The organism is Rhodothermus profundi, assembly GCF_900142415.1.
GTDB classification, from domain to species: domain Bacteria; phylum Bacteroidota; class Rhodothermia; order Rhodothermales; family Rhodothermaceae; genus Rhodothermus; species Rhodothermus profundi.
Map to the genome: position 1 here is coordinate 277,501 of NZ_FRAU01000004.1, position 13,412 is coordinate 290,912.

General features: G+C 58.3%; 17 protein-coding genes (1 of these 17 running past the window's edge). 11 read left to right on the forward strand and 6 right to left on the reverse strand.

Going from position 1 to position 13,412, the window contains the following annotated elements; translation table 11 throughout:
• Positions 1 to 216: the 3' portion of a PASTA domain-containing protein gene (locus tag BUA15_RS07760; protein WP_072715411.1), read on the forward strand. 564 nt of this gene lie to the left of the window's left edge; 216 of the gene's 780 nt are visible here — the last part of the coding sequence; its start codon lies beyond the left edge, outside the window; its stop codon occupies positions 214 to 216.
• Between the two features lie 10 nt (positions 217 to 226).
• Here BUA15_RS07760 and pyrR read toward each other — a convergent pair whose 3' ends face one another.
• Both pyrR and BUA15_RS07770 read right to left on the reverse strand, forming a co-directional pair.
• On the reverse strand, positions 227 to 748 hold the full coding sequence (gene pyrR / locus BUA15_RS07765) for a bifunctional pyr operon transcriptional regulator/uracil phosphoribosyltransferase PyrR (protein ID WP_072715412.1): 522 nt from the start codon (positions 746 to 748) through the stop codon (positions 227 to 229).
• Positions 745 to 1,158 carry a hypothetical protein gene (locus tag BUA15_RS07770; RefSeq protein ID WP_072715413.1) on the reverse strand — a complete coding sequence of 138 codons (414 nt, stop codon included), beginning with the start codon at positions 1,156 to 1,158 and terminating at the stop codon, positions 745 to 747. The genes pyrR and BUA15_RS07770 overlap by 4 nt, the downstream gene beginning before the upstream one ends.
• Before the next feature lie 309 nt (positions 1,159 to 1,467).
• Here BUA15_RS07770 and BUA15_RS13720 point away from each other — a divergent pair, with 309 nt between their 5' ends.
• From BUA15_RS13720 to BUA15_RS07785, 4 genes are read left to right on the forward strand one after another with little or no spacing between them, the layout of a single operon-like run.
• Positions 1,468 to 1,626: a hypothetical protein gene (locus BUA15_RS13720; RefSeq protein WP_178139394.1), complete on the forward strand. Its 159-nt coding sequence runs from the start codon at positions 1,468 to 1,470 to the stop codon at positions 1,624 to 1,626.
• Positions 1,623 to 2,162 (forward strand): cupredoxin domain-containing protein, encoded by a 540-nt coding sequence (locus BUA15_RS07775; protein WP_072715414.1) that lies wholly within the window; start codon positions 1,623 to 1,625, stop codon positions 2,160 to 2,162. Before BUA15_RS13720 ends, BUA15_RS07775 begins: the two co-directional genes overlap by 4 nt.
• A 3-nt stretch (positions 2,163 to 2,165) precedes the next feature.
• A complete protein-coding gene (locus tag BUA15_RS07780) occupies positions 2,166 to 3,878 on the forward strand; it encodes a cytochrome c oxidase subunit I (protein ID WP_072715415.1) in 1,713 nt (570 codons plus the stop codon).
• Between the two features lie 19 nt (positions 3,879 to 3,897).
• Positions 3,898 to 4,668, forward strand: a complete 771-nt coding sequence (locus tag BUA15_RS07785) for a hypothetical protein (protein WP_072715416.1) — start codon at positions 3,898 to 3,900, stop codon at positions 4,666 to 4,668.
• A gap of 3 nt (positions 4,669 to 4,671) precedes the next feature.
• Here the strand turns inward: BUA15_RS07785 and BUA15_RS07790 are convergent, their stop codons facing one another.
• Positions 4,672 to 5,202, reverse strand: a complete 531-nt coding sequence (locus BUA15_RS07790) for a Fur family transcriptional regulator (protein WP_072715417.1) — start codon at positions 5,200 to 5,202, stop codon at positions 4,672 to 4,674.
• A 26-nt stretch (positions 5,203 to 5,228) separates the two neighbouring features.
• Positions 5,229 to 5,888: a dTMP kinase gene (gene tmk / locus BUA15_RS07795; protein WP_072715418.1), complete on the reverse strand. Its 660-nt coding sequence runs from the start codon at positions 5,886 to 5,888 to the stop codon at positions 5,229 to 5,231.
• A gap of 209 nt (positions 5,889 to 6,097) precedes the next feature.
• Between tmk and BUA15_RS07800 the strand changes: the two genes are divergently transcribed.
• Together BUA15_RS07800 and BUA15_RS07805 are read left to right on the forward strand one after the other, a co-directional pair.
• The gene (locus tag BUA15_RS07800) at positions 6,098 to 7,495 is read left to right on the forward strand and encodes a tetratricopeptide repeat protein (RefSeq protein ID WP_072715419.1); all 1,398 of its coding nucleotides are present in this window, start codon (positions 6,098 to 6,100) and stop codon (positions 7,493 to 7,495) included.
• 27 nt (positions 7,496 to 7,522) lie between these two features.
• Positions 7,523 to 8,404, forward strand: coding sequence for a DUF368 domain-containing protein (locus BUA15_RS07805; protein ID WP_245771969.1), 882 nt, complete (start codon positions 7,523 to 7,525; stop codon positions 8,402 to 8,404).
• Between the two features lie 2 nt (positions 8,405 to 8,406).
• On the opposite strand, the gene BUA15_RS07810 is transcribed toward BUA15_RS07805, so the two are convergent.
• Positions 8,407 to 10,047 (reverse strand): choice-of-anchor B family protein, encoded by a 1,641-nt coding sequence (locus tag BUA15_RS07810; RefSeq protein ID WP_072715421.1) that lies wholly within the window; start codon positions 10,045 to 10,047, stop codon positions 8,407 to 8,409.
• Positions 10,048 to 10,140: 93 nt separating this feature from the next.
• Here BUA15_RS07810 and BUA15_RS07815 point away from each other — a divergent pair, with 93 nt between their 5' ends.
• Both BUA15_RS07815 and BUA15_RS07820 read left to right on the forward strand, forming a co-directional pair.
• Positions 10,141 to 10,926 carry an SDR family oxidoreductase gene (locus BUA15_RS07815; protein WP_072715422.1) on the forward strand — a complete coding sequence of 262 codons (786 nt, stop codon included), beginning with the start codon at positions 10,141 to 10,143 and terminating at the stop codon, positions 10,924 to 10,926.
• The gene (locus BUA15_RS07820; protein WP_072715423.1) at positions 10,913 to 11,548 is read left to right on the forward strand and encodes an OmpA/MotB family protein; all 636 of its coding nucleotides are present in this window, start codon (positions 10,913 to 10,915) and stop codon (positions 11,546 to 11,548) included. Before BUA15_RS07815 ends, BUA15_RS07820 begins: the two co-directional genes overlap by 14 nt.
• Here the strand turns inward: BUA15_RS07820 and pgeF are convergent.
• Positions 11,545 to 12,327, reverse strand: a complete 783-nt coding sequence (gene pgeF, locus BUA15_RS07825) for a peptidoglycan editing factor PgeF (RefSeq protein ID WP_072715424.1) — start codon at positions 12,325 to 12,327, stop codon at positions 11,545 to 11,547. The two genes, BUA15_RS07820 and pgeF, sit on opposite strands and share 4 nt — an antisense overlap.
• Before the next feature lie 92 nt (positions 12,328 to 12,419).
• Between pgeF and tenA the strand changes: the two genes are divergently transcribed.
• Both tenA and BUA15_RS07835 read left to right on the forward strand, forming a co-directional pair.
• Positions 12,420 to 13,130, forward strand: a complete 711-nt coding sequence (gene tenA / locus BUA15_RS07830) for a thiaminase II (RefSeq protein ID WP_072715425.1) — start codon at positions 12,420 to 12,422, stop codon at positions 13,128 to 13,130.
• A gap of 68 nt (positions 13,131 to 13,198) precedes the next feature.
• Positions 13,199 to 13,411, forward strand: coding sequence for a hypothetical protein (locus tag BUA15_RS07835; RefSeq protein WP_072715426.1), 213 nt, complete (start codon positions 13,199 to 13,201; stop codon positions 13,409 to 13,411).
• Position 13,412: the final 1 nt, after the last annotated feature.

Sequence of the window (13,412 nt, forward strand, 5' to 3'; positions counted from 1 at the left end):
GTAACCGTGCCCGATGTGACTGGCCGAACGGTAGCCGAAGCCCAACGCATCCTGCTGGCCCACCGGCTGCGCTCCGTCGTAGTCGAACCCCGCGAATCTACCGAAGCGGCTGGCGACACGTCGCGCATTGTTGTCCGTCAGAGCCGAGAACCCGGCACTCAGGTCCGCGAAGGCTTCGAGATTCGCCTCTTTGTCGCTCCCCCCGATACGCTATAAAAAGCTGCCGCTAGACTTCCTCTACGTACACTGCTAACCCTTCGTCAGGAACGACAACAATCCGCTCCTGATACTTCGTCGGAACCACCCGTCCTACATAATCGGCCCGAATCGGAAACTCCCGATGCCCGCGATCTATCAACACCGCTAGCTGGACGCTCCGAGGACGCCCCCATCGCAATAGGGCATCCAAAGCCGCCCGAACCGTCCGCCCGGTAAACAGCACGTCATCTACCAACAATACCGGCCGATCGGTGATCGTATCGACCTGCAGGGAAGAGTGGTCCGCAACCGCGGCTTCCAAGGAACGATCGTCCCGGTAAGGCCGCACGTCTAACGCACTCACCGGAAACGAACGGTGTTCAATCTGCGCCAGCCGCGCGCTCAGCGCTTCTGCCACCGCTACTCCCTTCTGCAAAATGCCTAAAACAACCAGCCCTTCTCCCCCACGGTTGCGCTCCAACACTTCAAAAGCCATGCGGTCTAAAATGCGAGCGACCTGATCCGAGGTCAAAATGCGGACGCGATTCATCGCTGAAACATCGCCTTAATGCTCCCCCAGGTGCGCCGAACCGCTGTGGGTGTATAGTTAACCGCCTGCTCAGCCAATAGCTGAGCCGTACCATTCCCGTAAATAACCCAGAGCTGATAGGCCACCTCATCAGCCGCTTGCTTGTAGACCTGCCGATCCACATAACGATAGGGCTTGCCGACACCCTGCGGCGCGATCTGGGCAATCAATACGTACCGCCCCTTACTGGCAGGCGTGCGCCGCCGCAACTCGTACCGCTGCACCCCCTCCTCCCGGTTGGCCTGCCACGTTACAACCAGATCGTTCCCTTCCGCCGTTACTTTGAAAAAAGCCAGCTCAACCCCTACCGGGAACCCCCACGCTCCCAGCAACCACCCTATAATCAGTCCGCTTAACCAGAGGCAACGCATAAAACCCAACACACCTCCTGAATCTCTTTAAAGAAACAGCATCCTAACCAACAAGTCAAAGGAAAAACAGCGAACTTTGATGCTTTTCCTTTTTACCTCCAAAAACAATACCGCCCCGGCTATAAACATAGCTGCAAAAACCTCAAAACTCTTAACAAAACAGGCCGCCACATGTCCACTGCCCCCTCAAAGACACCCACACCTTTGTCGAAAGATGAAAAATCTGTTGTTTACCAAATTAGGATTGATTAGTATTAAATACGATTTATCTTATAGTCAGGTAGCCTCTGGTGCAGACCTGCAACAGCCATGGAGACGCATCAACAACACCCCATCCCCTGGCAGCAGCAAATTTACGACAACCCCTGGCTGCTGGCCGGGGCTGCCATTGTGTTCTTCGTGCTTTCCTACATCGTCTGGGGCGTGATTGATCTGCTCACCATCCCGGCAGGAGGGACAACGCCATGAGCTCGCCACTAAAACCCCTGGAAGGAAACTGGTGGGCCATCCCTGCCAGTCGCCACGAAAAGGTCTGGGTCTGGCTCAGCGTCGCGTGGGGCCTGATCCTCTTCGGGTGGATGGTCGGTTGGAGTTTCTTTGGCGCTCAGAACCAACACGGTCCCACCTATCGCATTGAGCCGGCCGCCTATCGGGCCAAACTCGCCGCCTACCGCGAGGCCAGCACGACCACCACGCAGGGCCTGCGCCCTGCTGGAGAGGATGTGTATATCGCGGCTATGCGGTACGGCTTTGACGGTCTGCCCGTCATTTTAAAAGCCGGCAAAACCTACCGGCTGCATTTGACCAGCTACGACGTGCAGCACGGATTTTCTATCCGTCCGGAGCATGCGCTCAGCAAGCAGATCACCCTGCAGCTTTTGCCCGGCTACGAATGGGTGATCCCCATGCGGTTCGATGAACCGGGCGTCTATCACGTGATCTGCAACGAGTTCTGCGGCATCGGGCATCGCACCATGCACGGCATTTTCATCGTGGAGGAATGAGCTATGGCTGGCCTGCTACTTTCCGGAACCTATGATGCCGACGGCTTCCGGACGTGCTCGGTCACCGGCCTGCGCATTCACCGGGACGTCGAGCGCTACGTGAAGCTGTTCGCGCTAACGGCTGTAATCGCGCTGTTAATCGGCGGCATTTCGGCGATCTTTGTCGCGCTCACCCGGTGGGAAGTGATCGGGTTAGCCGATCCTCCTGCCTTCTACAAATGGCTCAGCATTCATGCCTGGAATTTGCTGATCTTCTGGATGGTCTTCATGGAGGTGGCCATCCTCTACATCGGGGGACCGCTGGTGCTGGGCCGACCGCTTCCGGCACCCAAACTGGCCGGCATCGGCTACATCGTCATGCTGGGAGCGGCCCTGATGATCAACCATGCCATCGCCACCACAGAAGCGCCTGACAGTGCTCCCCTGCTGACATCCTATGCGCCGCTACCTTCGTCTCCCCTGTTTTATCTGGGCGTCAATCTATTTATCGTGGGGGTTATCATCGCCGCCCTGCCCTTCTTTATCACAATCTGGCAGGAGAAACAAGCGCACCCCAACCGTTCCCTACCGCTGGTCAGTTTTGGCGCTTTTATTACATCAATCATCGCTCTGGAGGCCTTGCTCGGGGGACTGATTACATACATTCCCACCTTCCTCTGGCGCATCGGCGTGATTGAACACATCGACGCAGCCTGGTACCGGCAAATGTACTGGATTATTGGTCATGGAAGCCAGCAAATCAACCTGGCGGCCATGATCACGGTCTGGTATTTCCTGACGCATGTGGTGGGAGGCGCCGAGGTTGTTAGCGAAAAGCTTTCGCGGACGGCCTTTATCCTGTATCTGTTCTTCATCAACATGGGAGCCGCCCACCATCTGCTGGCCGATCCGGGTGTTCATATGAGCTGGAAGCACTGGAACACCTCCTATGCTGTCTACGGCGCCGTACTGGCCAGCATGATCCATGCCTTTGCCATTCCAGCCGGCTTAGAAGCAGGTCGCCGGAAACGCGGCTTTGGACGCCAGGGACTTTTTGGCTGGCTCTGGTCGGCCCCCTGGGGCAACCCTGTCTTTTCGGCCACCGTGCTGGGCATCATTATGTTTGGGTTTATCGGCGGCATTTCGGGCGTCGTCATGGGGCAGACCCAGCTTAACCTGACGTGGCACAACACGCTGGGCGTGCCGGGGCACTTCCATGGCACCGTAGTCCTGGGTACTACGCTGACGTTTATGGCCCTGGTCTACTTTGCCCTCCCGGTCCTGTTTAACCGGGACCTGGTGTTCAAACCGCTGGCCCGGATTCAACCCTACTTCTATGCGGTGGCCATGGGGCTGGCCACAATCATGATGCTCTACCTGGGTGTGCTCTACGGGGTCCCGCGCCGGCATCCGTCGGTGATGAGCTTTCCGGGCACAGACTTTAGCTTTGAAGCGGCTGCCCCCCTGTTTGCCATTTTCGGCGTGGCAGCTTTACTGGCAATCATTGCCGGCGGCAGTTTTCTGGTCGTAGCCGTAGGATCGCTGCTTTTCGGAAAGCGGATCGATAATCCCGCCCTGGTTATGCCGCCACTGATCTCAGGCGGCAGCGACGACAAGCCGATTTATCAGTACTCTATGCAGGGGACGCTCACGCTGACGCTCATCTTCCTTGCAGTGTTTGCCATCATCTACGCGGTGAACTGGTACCTGCTGGGGCGCCTGTGGGCGATTGGCTAAGCAATCGAAGCAGGCAAACATGGCTTCCCATAATGTCGATCTGATGCCGCGCGTTAACGGGGCGGCTGAGTCCCCGACCCTCCTGCCGGCAGGATGGCGGGGACTCAGCCGGGGGCAGCGGCTCTGGCGTTTTATCAAGAGTCTCTACTACGCCAGCAGTCCGAGCTGGCGACTGCTTAAAAGTGGCGCCTTGTTTTTCTTTGGGTTCTTCTGCTGGGCAATTGGCAATTTGTTGCATGCGTATCTGCCGGACGTGTACTGGCCGAATCTGCTGATCGTCTACGGCGCCCTGCTGTTCTGGTTTGGACCGCTGACGCACCTGGTGTTTGTGCCGCACCTGCTTCCCTGGTTGCGCCGTCAGCGTCGGCATCGAGCACTGCACTGGTTGGGCGGGCATTTCACCGCAACCCTGCTGACGGTATTTTTCACCACGGTAGTGCTTCTGAGTCTAAATCCACCGGACTTTGTGGTACTGGACGTTCGGGGCCGTCTGCACGGCACCTCAACGCAAGCTGCGGCAGAGCTAGCTGCCCACCCGCCGGAGCTAACCTGCCGGCGCGCGCGCCATCAGATCACCTGCACGCTGACCTATGTGCCTGCCACCGTCACACGCATTGAGGTAACCTCAGGACCGCGGCGCCTGCTTCAGCTTAACGCGCAAGAGACGACCTTCACCCTCTCGGAACAGGACCTGACCGAAGTGCTGGGACAGCGGGAATTTCGCGTAACGCTCTACGACCGGCGCGGGCAGCAGCTTCGCGAGTTTGTTCGGACGACCGCGTTTCTCTAAAGCTCAGGCAGACTCTCTGGCGCCGGCTCCTGCTTCCGACTTCCTGGCTGTAGCAAGCGCTTCGCGGCTGGCAGCCGGACGATTGGGGCAGTTTTCGCGTCGGCAATGTCCGTAGAAGTTCAGCGCATGGTGGCGAATGTCAAACTGGTAGATATCTGCCACCATTTCCTGAATGCTCTGGATGCGCGGATCGCAGAATTCAAACAGTTCCCCACAGTCGAGACAGATGAGATGGTCGTGCTGCCAGTAGCTATACGCCCGCTCGTACTTGGCCTGATTGGTGCCGAATTGATGCTTGACCACAAGATCACACTCGAGTAGCAATTCCAGCGTATTGTAAACGGTCGCTCGGCTTACCCGAGCCCCCTTTTGCTGGAGACGCAAGTAGAGTTCGTCGGCATCGACATGGTCGTTGGTGGAATAAATTTCTTCGAGCACGGCAAATCGCTCGGGGGTTTGCCGCTGCCCGCGTTGTTTCAAAAATGCCCGAAAGATGTTCTTGACCTCTTCGAGCTGTTGGGTAGAAACCGACACGATCCGCTCGTTTCAGGTTCAGACGCTCAACCGTTGTGATTGTTAGAAGAACCGCTGCCTGTTGGGCGAGTTCCGAGCTGCTGCAACAGGCGTTGCACGTCGGTCCAGATCCTCTCATGCAGCGCTTCAATAGGCGCAGTGGCATCCAGTCGTAAAATGCGGGCAGGTTCTTCGGCAGCCAGTTTCGCATACGTAGCCCGCACGCGTTCGAAAAACGCTGGATCGGCCTGTTCCATACGGTCAGGCTTGTCTTGCTTGCGGCGCGCCCAGGCCACGGCAAGCGGCACGTCCAGCCAGTAGGTGCGATCGGGGACCAACCCATCCGTTACGCGCCGGTTGAAATCTCGCAGCCAATCCAGGTCTGCCACCCCACGCCCTCCACCCTGGTAAGCGGTTGTTGAGTCATAAAATCGGTCGCACAACACAAGGCAGCCGGCTTGCAGCGCAGGTCGGATTTGCTGCATGACCAGCTGGCGACGCGCTGCCGAAAACAGCAACAGCTCGGCAAAAGGATCAATCTCCAGCGCTGGATCAAGCAGGAGCTGACGGATGCGCTCAGACAGGTCCGTGCCTCCTGGCTCACGAACCAACAGGATGCGATAGCCAGCCTGCTCCAGCCGCCGGGCAAGCAATTGGGCCTGGGTGCTCTTCCCACACCCGTCAATACCTTCGAAACTGATTAGCATAGAGGAACGGCTAAGCTTTTGCCACTTTTTAGACGATATTAAAGACTACAGCAGGCCAACACAAAGTTCTTGCAAATTGTGTCAACGGCTATTAAACTGAGAGCGGTGGAGCGCCGCGCGTGAACATTTTCGGACGGTCTGCTTTAATAGGCTAGCCGGGAAGTTATTCCGCCAGGAACCCGGAAATCTCTCCAAAGCCTTCGGCGCCTATGAGCTTCTTCGATTTTGGCTTCGACGACGCGGATGACGAGCTGGACCCCAGCCACATCGAACAGTTAGTAGCCGCCTACGAAGCACACGGGGCATCAGCCTACTTCGATTCGGATACGCTGGAGGAAATCGCTACGTATTACTATGAGCGGGGGCGCTTTGAGGAGGCGCTGGGGGTAATTGATCGTCTGCTAACGCTGCATCCCGCCGCTTCAGACGCCTGGATGCGCCGAGGTATTTTGCTCAGCCATCTGGGACGGCACGAAGAAGCGCTCGAAGCCTACGAACGCGCATTAACCCTCAATCCCACCGATACTGAAACGCTCGTTAACCTGGGCATTACGCTCGACAATCTGGGACGCTTCGAGGAGGCGCTGGACGCCTATGACCGGGCCCTGCAGATCGATCCCTTGAACGATGAGATCTATTACAATCGGGGCATTACGCTGGAACGCATGGATCGCCTGAACGAGGCGGTCGAAGCCCTGGAGCAGGCTGCTCGGCTGAATCCAGATCATCCAGAAGTCTGGTATGAACTGGGGTATTGCTACGACCGGCTGGGCGATGATGAACGTAGCCTGGCCTGCTATGATCGCCACCTGGAACTGGACCCCTATTCGGCCGATGCCTGGTACAACCGGGGCATTGTGCTCAACCGCATGGGACGCTACCGCGAGGCGGTTGAGTCGTACGACTATGCCATTGCGATCCAGAGCGACTTTGGCTCCGCTTACTACAATCGGGGGAATGCTCTGACCAACCTGGGCGATCTGCGAGGCGCAATCGAAAGCTACGAAAAGGTGCTGGAAATTGAGGGAGGAGATCCAGCAACCTATTACAACATTGCTCTGGCTTACGAAGAGTTGCAGGAATACGAAACAGCCATCCAGTACTTTCAGCTTGCCCTGGAGGAGGATCCTGCCTACGCGGAAGCCTGGTACGGCCTGGGATGCTGCTACGACGCTCTGGAGCGCTTTGATGAAGCCATTGCCTGCATGGAGCGTGCTGTTGCGCTTCGGCCGAAAACCAGTGAATTCTGGTACGCCAAGGCTGATTGTGAATACAACGCACGGCGCTTGCAGGAGGCCCTCCAATCCTATCGGCGGGTAATTGAACTCGACCCGCAAAACCGAGACGCCTGGCTTGACTATGCGGAAACGCTGCTTGAAGCCGGTTACGTCGAAGAAGCGCTGGCCTCCTATCGCCAGGCCCTGCAGCTTAACCCGGATGCTCGGGCGTACATCCGGCAGGCGCGGGCACTGCTGGCTCTCGGGCGGTCGGAGGAAGGCATTCGTTCCTTGAAGATGGCGCTCCGGTTGGACCCTTCGGCCAAGGACGAACTTCCCGAGTTTTATCGGGACGCCGCCATTCGGCGACAGCTCGGTCTGGATGGCTAAAACGGGCCCGGCTGCATGCGCTCGCCTATGCGTATTGCTTTTCGCTCCTTCCTGGCCGGGCTGTTGATGGGCATGGCCGATGTCATCCCCGGGGTCAGTGGCGGAACGATGGCGTTGGTCGTGGGCATCTATGAGCAGCTCGTAGCGGCCGTCCACCAGGTCTTTCAGGCAGTACTGCTGGGCATTCGTGGTCGTCTATCTGACGCCTGGCAGCATTTTCGGCGCGTTCCCTGGCTTTTTCTACTTCCACTGGGGCTGGGTATTGCCACGGCGATTTTCAGCGCAGCGCGGCTTATTTTGCACCTGTTGGACACGTACCCGACGCAGATGCGGGGGCTGTTTTTCGGTTTGATTGCTGGCTCGCTGCTGTTGCCCTGGCTGCGTCTGCGGCAACGTACGTTCCGTGAGGGGCTGCTGGCACTTGGCGGTGCCATTGTGGCCTTTCTACTGGTCGGCATTCCTCCTCGGACCGTGCTGGATCCTGCCCTCTGGCAGGTCTTTGGGGCAGCCGCCGTGGCTATTTGTGCCATGATTCTGCCTGGCGTCAGCGGGGCCTTTCTGCTCTTGGTCCTTGGCTTTTACGAACCCACGCTGCGCGCGCTGGCTGAGCACCAGGTGCCTTACCTGCTGGTCTTTGCGCTGGGTGCCGCGGCTGGCCTGGGGTTATTTTCGCGGCTGCTGCATTACCTGATTCGTCACCATCACGACGCCACGATGGCGGTGCTGGTCGGCCTGATGGCAGGTTCACTTCGAGCGCTCTGGCCCTGGATAGACGAAACGCGCCGTTTGAAGCTGCCCGATGCGTCCGATCCGGTAATCAGTGTGCTGCTGCTGGCCGCAGGCGGCCTGCTGTTTGTCGGTGCATTAACCTGGTGGGAACACCGCCGTCCTCGCTCGGTCCCTCGCTAAGCTCACCGCATTCGCACCAGGGGCTGCACAGCGGTGAACGTTTCGCCTTCAGCGCGGAGCAGATATAGCCCGGGAGCTACCTCGCCGCGCAGGGTAAGCAACACGGATCCAGCGCCCACATAGCCCTGCAACACCGTTTGCACGGTCCGTCCGAGCAGATCCAGCAACTGCACCTGTACCCATTGTGGCCGATCGACATATAGCCTTAGCTGCGTGGTGGACCGCCAGGGATGCGGCGCGGGCGCTGAGAAGCCAGTGCGCGGTGCCTTGCCGGGGAGTTGCCGTGCTGTGGGTACGCTTTCCAGACGGAGCACAAACAATCCTTCTCCTATGCTACTCACCAACACCACTCCGTCCGGCAAAAAAGGATATACGCCCCAGGCCCCTGCAAACCTGACGGCATCGCTCCACCGATACGTGTCAAAAAAGCCAATTTCAACCGGCTGCTCCCGATCCGAAATATCCAGCACGCGTAGTCCTGCTGTATAGTTGGCCTGAAAGAGCAAGCGGTCGCGCACAAACAGGTTATGATCAATAGCCGCGGTGGGGCCCCAGTATTCAGCGGCCAACCGTGGGCTGTCCAGATCTGCCAGGTCAAAGATAAGCATTCGCGTGCGCGGTGGTGTCGATCGCGGGTCTTCCTGATACGCCCGCCAGGCTCGCACCTCGTCCAACTCATCCCCTGCATAAAAGTAACGGTGCGTTTCGTCGAGCCACCCCTGGTGGGCATATCCAACATCCGGATACGAAAAGGCAGCAATTTCCTGCACGTTGGTTTTGTCGGTGACGTCCAGAATGGCGATGCCAGTTTCGTCGGTCCCGATGCAGATTTCGCGCCCCTGGTAGTCCGGGTCGGGTCCCCGGTAAATTACGCACTGCGCATCGTGCGTATAGCCCGGTCCCACGTAGCCACCCAGCGATGATTTAAAACATCCGGCAAATCGCGGCCGTAGTGGATTTGCAAGATCTATGGCGTGGTACCCAAAATCACACCGCGCCAGCGAATCGGGATGCTCACGCACTCCTACGGCATAAGCAAAACCGGTCTCTTCATTTACAACTATATTGTGGGCTTTACCGAAACCATGGTAGTGCGCAACCGGCTCCAATACCACCGGTATCTGCGAAATCGATTTCAGCTTTCGCAAATCAAATATTTGAAGGCCGTGCCCCGGGTTGTTGTCGCTGACCACGAGCGCATAAGGGCCATAGGTTTTGATATCGCGCCAGAGACTGGCGCCTTCGTGCGCTGCACGGGCCGGACGCGCCTTGTGCGCATGGCCACGCTCTGGTTCCGGCAGGAAGGCGACCAGGCGCGGCTGCACAGGGTCGGTTACGTCTACTACTGACACGCCGTTGCTTAGTCCGACCAGGGCATAGCGGCGATCTGTTTCCGGATCGACCCATCCCCAGATGTCATTGGCCCTGACCACCGTGGTATCGTCCTGGGAAAAATCATCGTCGATAGACGCCAGCGGCAAGAAGGATAGCAATGTAACCTGGTTGCAGGAAAAGCCAGCGGCCTGTCCATTCAGGCATTGCACAGCCTGCCCCGTAACGGGAAGGAGCGTGCGCTGCGCCGGCTGCGCTAACGCTACTCCGGGCAGCAGCCAGAGTAACCATATGACCTGTCGAGCCCTCATGGGAGGTAAATTACGGAATTTGCACACATTTCCCTCAGAAAAACCGCTATGCTTCTTAGCTTTTAGCAGGAGTTAACCTGCAAATGTTACGTCATGGAGTTACGAAACCGCATCGTCTTTATCACAGGCGCTTCTTCTGGGATCGGATCGGCCTGCGCCGAAGCGTTTGCGCGGCTGGGCGCGCGGCTGTTGCTCTGCGCTCGTCGGCTAGACCGTCTGAAGCAGTTGGCTGAGCATCTGCAGCACAACTATAACGTCGAGGTCCATGTCTTTGCTTTGGACGTGCGGGATGCGGCAGCCGTTCAGCAGGCCATCGATAACCTTCCAGAGACCTGGCAGGCTATTGAGGTGCTGGTAAACAATGCCGGGCTTGCCCGCGCGCTTGACCCAGTCTATGCCAACCAGCTCGACGACATAAATCAGATGGTTGACACCAACGTCAAAGGACTGCTCTATGTCACGCGGGCGGTGGTTCCCGGCATGCTGGCCCGAGGGCGTGGGCACATTATCAATATCGGGTCCATAGCCGGGCATGAAGTGTATCCCGGGGGAACAGTTTACTGCGCCACCAAGCACGCGGTGGGCGCCATTACCCGGGGACTCAAGATGGACCTGCACGGCACGCCTATTCGCGTTTCAACCGTTGACCCGGGTATGGTGGGAGAGACGGAGTTCAGCCTGGTCCGCTTTGGAGGCGATGCTGAACGGGCTGCCCGCGTCTATGAGGGCACGCGTCCGTTAACGCCAGCCGACGTGGCCGAGGCCGTTGTCTGGTGCGCTACACGTCCTGCGCATGTCAATATCGCGGAAATTATTTTGATACCCACCGACCAATCCTCGGCCACCATGATTGCGCGACGCACGCATGAAGCGTCATAGCTACGGCATCCTGTTACTTTATGCCCTGGTGCTAACCGGCTGCGCCACGCAGCGCCTACTGGTAGAGCAACAGGCGGCCCGCATTGCCCAACTGGAGGACTCCCTGGCGGTCTTGCGAGATTCTCTGGCCTTCTATGATTATATCGACTCGGGGCAGTATGCGCAGGACCTCCGCAGTCTCTACGAGACGATCGATCGGCTGCGCTATGAACTGGCCGTCTGTCGGGATGGAGGGTTGCGCCTCGCCGTGGAGCTGGCTGACGATCTGTTTGCGCCGGCCAGTGCTGTGTTAACCGACCGGGGACGTCAACGGCTGGATGCGCTGGCCAGGCGACTTCACCAATTTCCGGAGCATCGGATCCGCATTGAAGGCTACACAGACAACGTCCCCATCGGGGCACGGTTAAAGGATCGCTTCCCCAGCAACTGGGAGCTGGCCGCTGCGCGGGCAGCCGCGGTTGCTCGTTATTTCATTGACGTCCATGGTCTCAATCCTGAACGCCTGGAGGTGGTCTCCTATGGCCCCACGCATCCCATTGGTCCCAACGACACGGCCGAAGGCCGTCGGCTTAACCGTCGCGTGGTCATTCGGGCTATGCCTCCCTTGCGCAAAATTCCCTAGCGCTGTCCGATAAACCCCAGCATGCGGCCTGTTCGTCCCCCCTCGGCGCGATAGGAAAAGAAATCGGCCGTGCAACCGGCCGTGTCGTAGGGCGCCACGTCAAGGTGAGCTGCAGGAATCCCTGCCTGTAGCAAACGCCGCACAATCGCCTGCTTTAAATCGACGTGAGGACGAGTCCATTCTGGCTGCCGATACACGACCGCTGGCTCGAAACGAGCGGCCACCTCTTCGCCGACTTCAAAATGCACCAGACCAATGCACGGACTTATGTATGCCCAGAGCGTTTCCAGACGGGCTCCCAGGCGCTGCATCGCAGCAACCGTTGCCGTAACCACTCCGCTTATCACGCCGCGCCACCCCGCATGGCAGGCTCCCACTACCTGGTGCACAGGATCGTAAAGCAGCACCGCCGCACAATCGGCCGCTGTAATCCCTAACACGAGATTGCGTTCGGTGGTTACCAGGGCATCGCAGCCCGGATACAATCCAGGTTTCGACGCGACGCACACCTTTGCCCCATGTACCTGGCCAGCCAGCGCCAACCGCTCCACTTCAAACCCCACCGCATCGGCCAACCGACGTCGGTTTTCCTGCACATGCGCTGGCCGATCTCCCGTGCTCATCCCAAGGTTTAGCGTAGCAAACGGCGGTGCACTGACTCCCCCGTGGCGCAGGCTAAACCCTGCGAGGAGCTCAGGAAAATCGGCTGTGAAAGCCGGCTGAAGCCAACGAACAGCTTCCGCAGTTTGCGATGCAACCGAAGACGTTGCCTGCGACATAATGTTACGGACTCGTTTCAGCCAACAGGGTGCCCGTTTCGTGTCAGTGTGGTATAAGCATCACGCATAAAGATCAGAAATTCAGAAGACCTATGTCGTCGCCGGTTACGCTGCCCGACTTTCCGCTGGCACCGCCCGCCAGTTTGTTTGCTCGGCTGCGCCAGGCCGTAGCTGAAGACTGGCTGGCCTACACGCAACATCCTTTTGTAGAACAACTGGGCAAAGGGACCCTGCCGGAAGCGGCTTTTCGGCACTACCTGGTGCAGGACTACCGGTTTCTGATTCATTTTGCACGAGCCTGGGCCTTGGCGCTTGTCAAAGCGGACACGCTGGAGGACATGCGCCACGCAGCCGATACGATCTCGGCGCTGCTCAATGAAGAGATGCGGCTCCACGTGCGCTACTGCGCCCGCTGGGGGATAAGCGAAGCGGATCTGGAAGATGCGCCGGAAGCCCAGGCTAACCTGGCCTATACCCGCTACGTTCTGGAACGCGGCTTTTCAGGCGATGTGCTGGATCTGCAGGTGGCCCTGGCTCCCTGCATTGTAGGGTATGCCGAAATTGGTCGAGCGCTTCATGCCCAATTTGCGGAATCACTCGCCCAGAATCCTTACCGGGACTGGATCGAAATGTATGCAGGCGAGGCCTACCAGCAGGTAGCCCGCCATGCCATCCTGCAACTGGATCGCCTGGCAGCCCGCCGGCTAACCGAAGCCCGGTTTCCTGACCTGGTCGAAACGTTTCGCCAGGCGACCCGCCTGGAGATAGCTTTCTGGGACATGGGGCTGATGCAACGTTTCTGACAGGCCTTGCATCGACGGATTCCTTTTTGTATGCTTGGGAAAAGTAGCCACTTGGGCACGTCCGCACCATGATAGGCTTTGGGCAGCTATTGCGTAACTGGGTGGTATACACCTTAGTTTTTCTAATCTGTGGAGGCATTGGGGCCGGTCTGACCAATCTGCTTTTTGAATGGATCGTAGGGCGGGAGTTTGATCCGGTGCTCTACGCCATAATCTTTGGCGGCACGGGTTGGATCGGCTATCGACAGGCGGAATCTGGTGCCCGCATGACCTCTTCCTGAA

Coding starts and splice junctions, on each gene's coding strand:
- BUA15_RS07805 (WP_245771969.1), top strand. CDS start 7,523: ATGCGTATTGCTTTTCGCTCCTTCCTGGCCGGGCTGTTGATGGGCATG.
- tmk (WP_072715418.1), bottom strand. CDS start 5,888: ATGCTAATCAGTTTCGAAGGTATTGACGGGTGTGGGAAGAGCACCCAG.
- BUA15_RS07785 (WP_072715416.1), top strand. CDS start 3,898: ATGGCTTCCCATAATGTCGATCTGATGCCGCGCGTTAACGGGGCGGCT.
- pyrR (WP_072715412.1), bottom strand. CDS start 748: ATGAATCGCGTCCGCATTTTGACCTCGGATCAGGTCGCTCGCATTTTA.
- BUA15_RS07770 (WP_072715413.1), bottom strand. CDS start 1,158: ATGCGTTGCCTCTGGTTAAGCGGACTGATTATAGGGTGGTTGCTGGGA.
- BUA15_RS07800 (WP_072715419.1), top strand. CDS start 6,098: ATGAGCTTCTTCGATTTTGGCTTCGACGACGCGGATGACGAGCTGGAC.
- BUA15_RS07775 (WP_072715414.1), top strand. CDS start 1,623: ATGAGCTCGCCACTAAAACCCCTGGAAGGAAACTGGTGGGCCATCCCT.
- BUA15_RS07815 (WP_072715422.1), top strand. CDS start 10,141: ATGGAGTTACGAAACCGCATCGTCTTTATCACAGGCGCTTCTTCTGGG.
- BUA15_RS07835 (WP_072715426.1), top strand. CDS start 13,199: ATGATAGGCTTTGGGCAGCTATTGCGTAACTGGGTGGTATACACCTTA.
- tenA (WP_072715425.1), top strand. CDS start 12,420: ATGTCGTCGCCGGTTACGCTGCCCGACTTTCCGCTGGCACCGCCCGCC.
- BUA15_RS07810 (WP_072715421.1), bottom strand. CDS start 10,047: ATGAGGGCTCGACAGGTCATATGGTTACTCTGGCTGCTGCCCGGAGTA.
- BUA15_RS13720 (WP_178139394.1), top strand. CDS start 1,468: ATGGAGACGCATCAACAACACCCCATCCCCTGGCAGCAGCAAATTTAC.
- BUA15_RS07820 (WP_072715423.1), top strand. CDS start 10,913: ATGAAGCGTCATAGCTACGGCATCCTGTTACTTTATGCCCTGGTGCTA.
- BUA15_RS07780 (WP_072715415.1), top strand. CDS start 2,166: ATGGCTGGCCTGCTACTTTCCGGAACCTATGATGCCGACGGCTTCCGG.
- pgeF (WP_072715424.1), bottom strand. CDS start 12,327: ATGTCGCAGGCAACGTCTTCGGTTGCATCGCAAACTGCGGAAGCTGTT.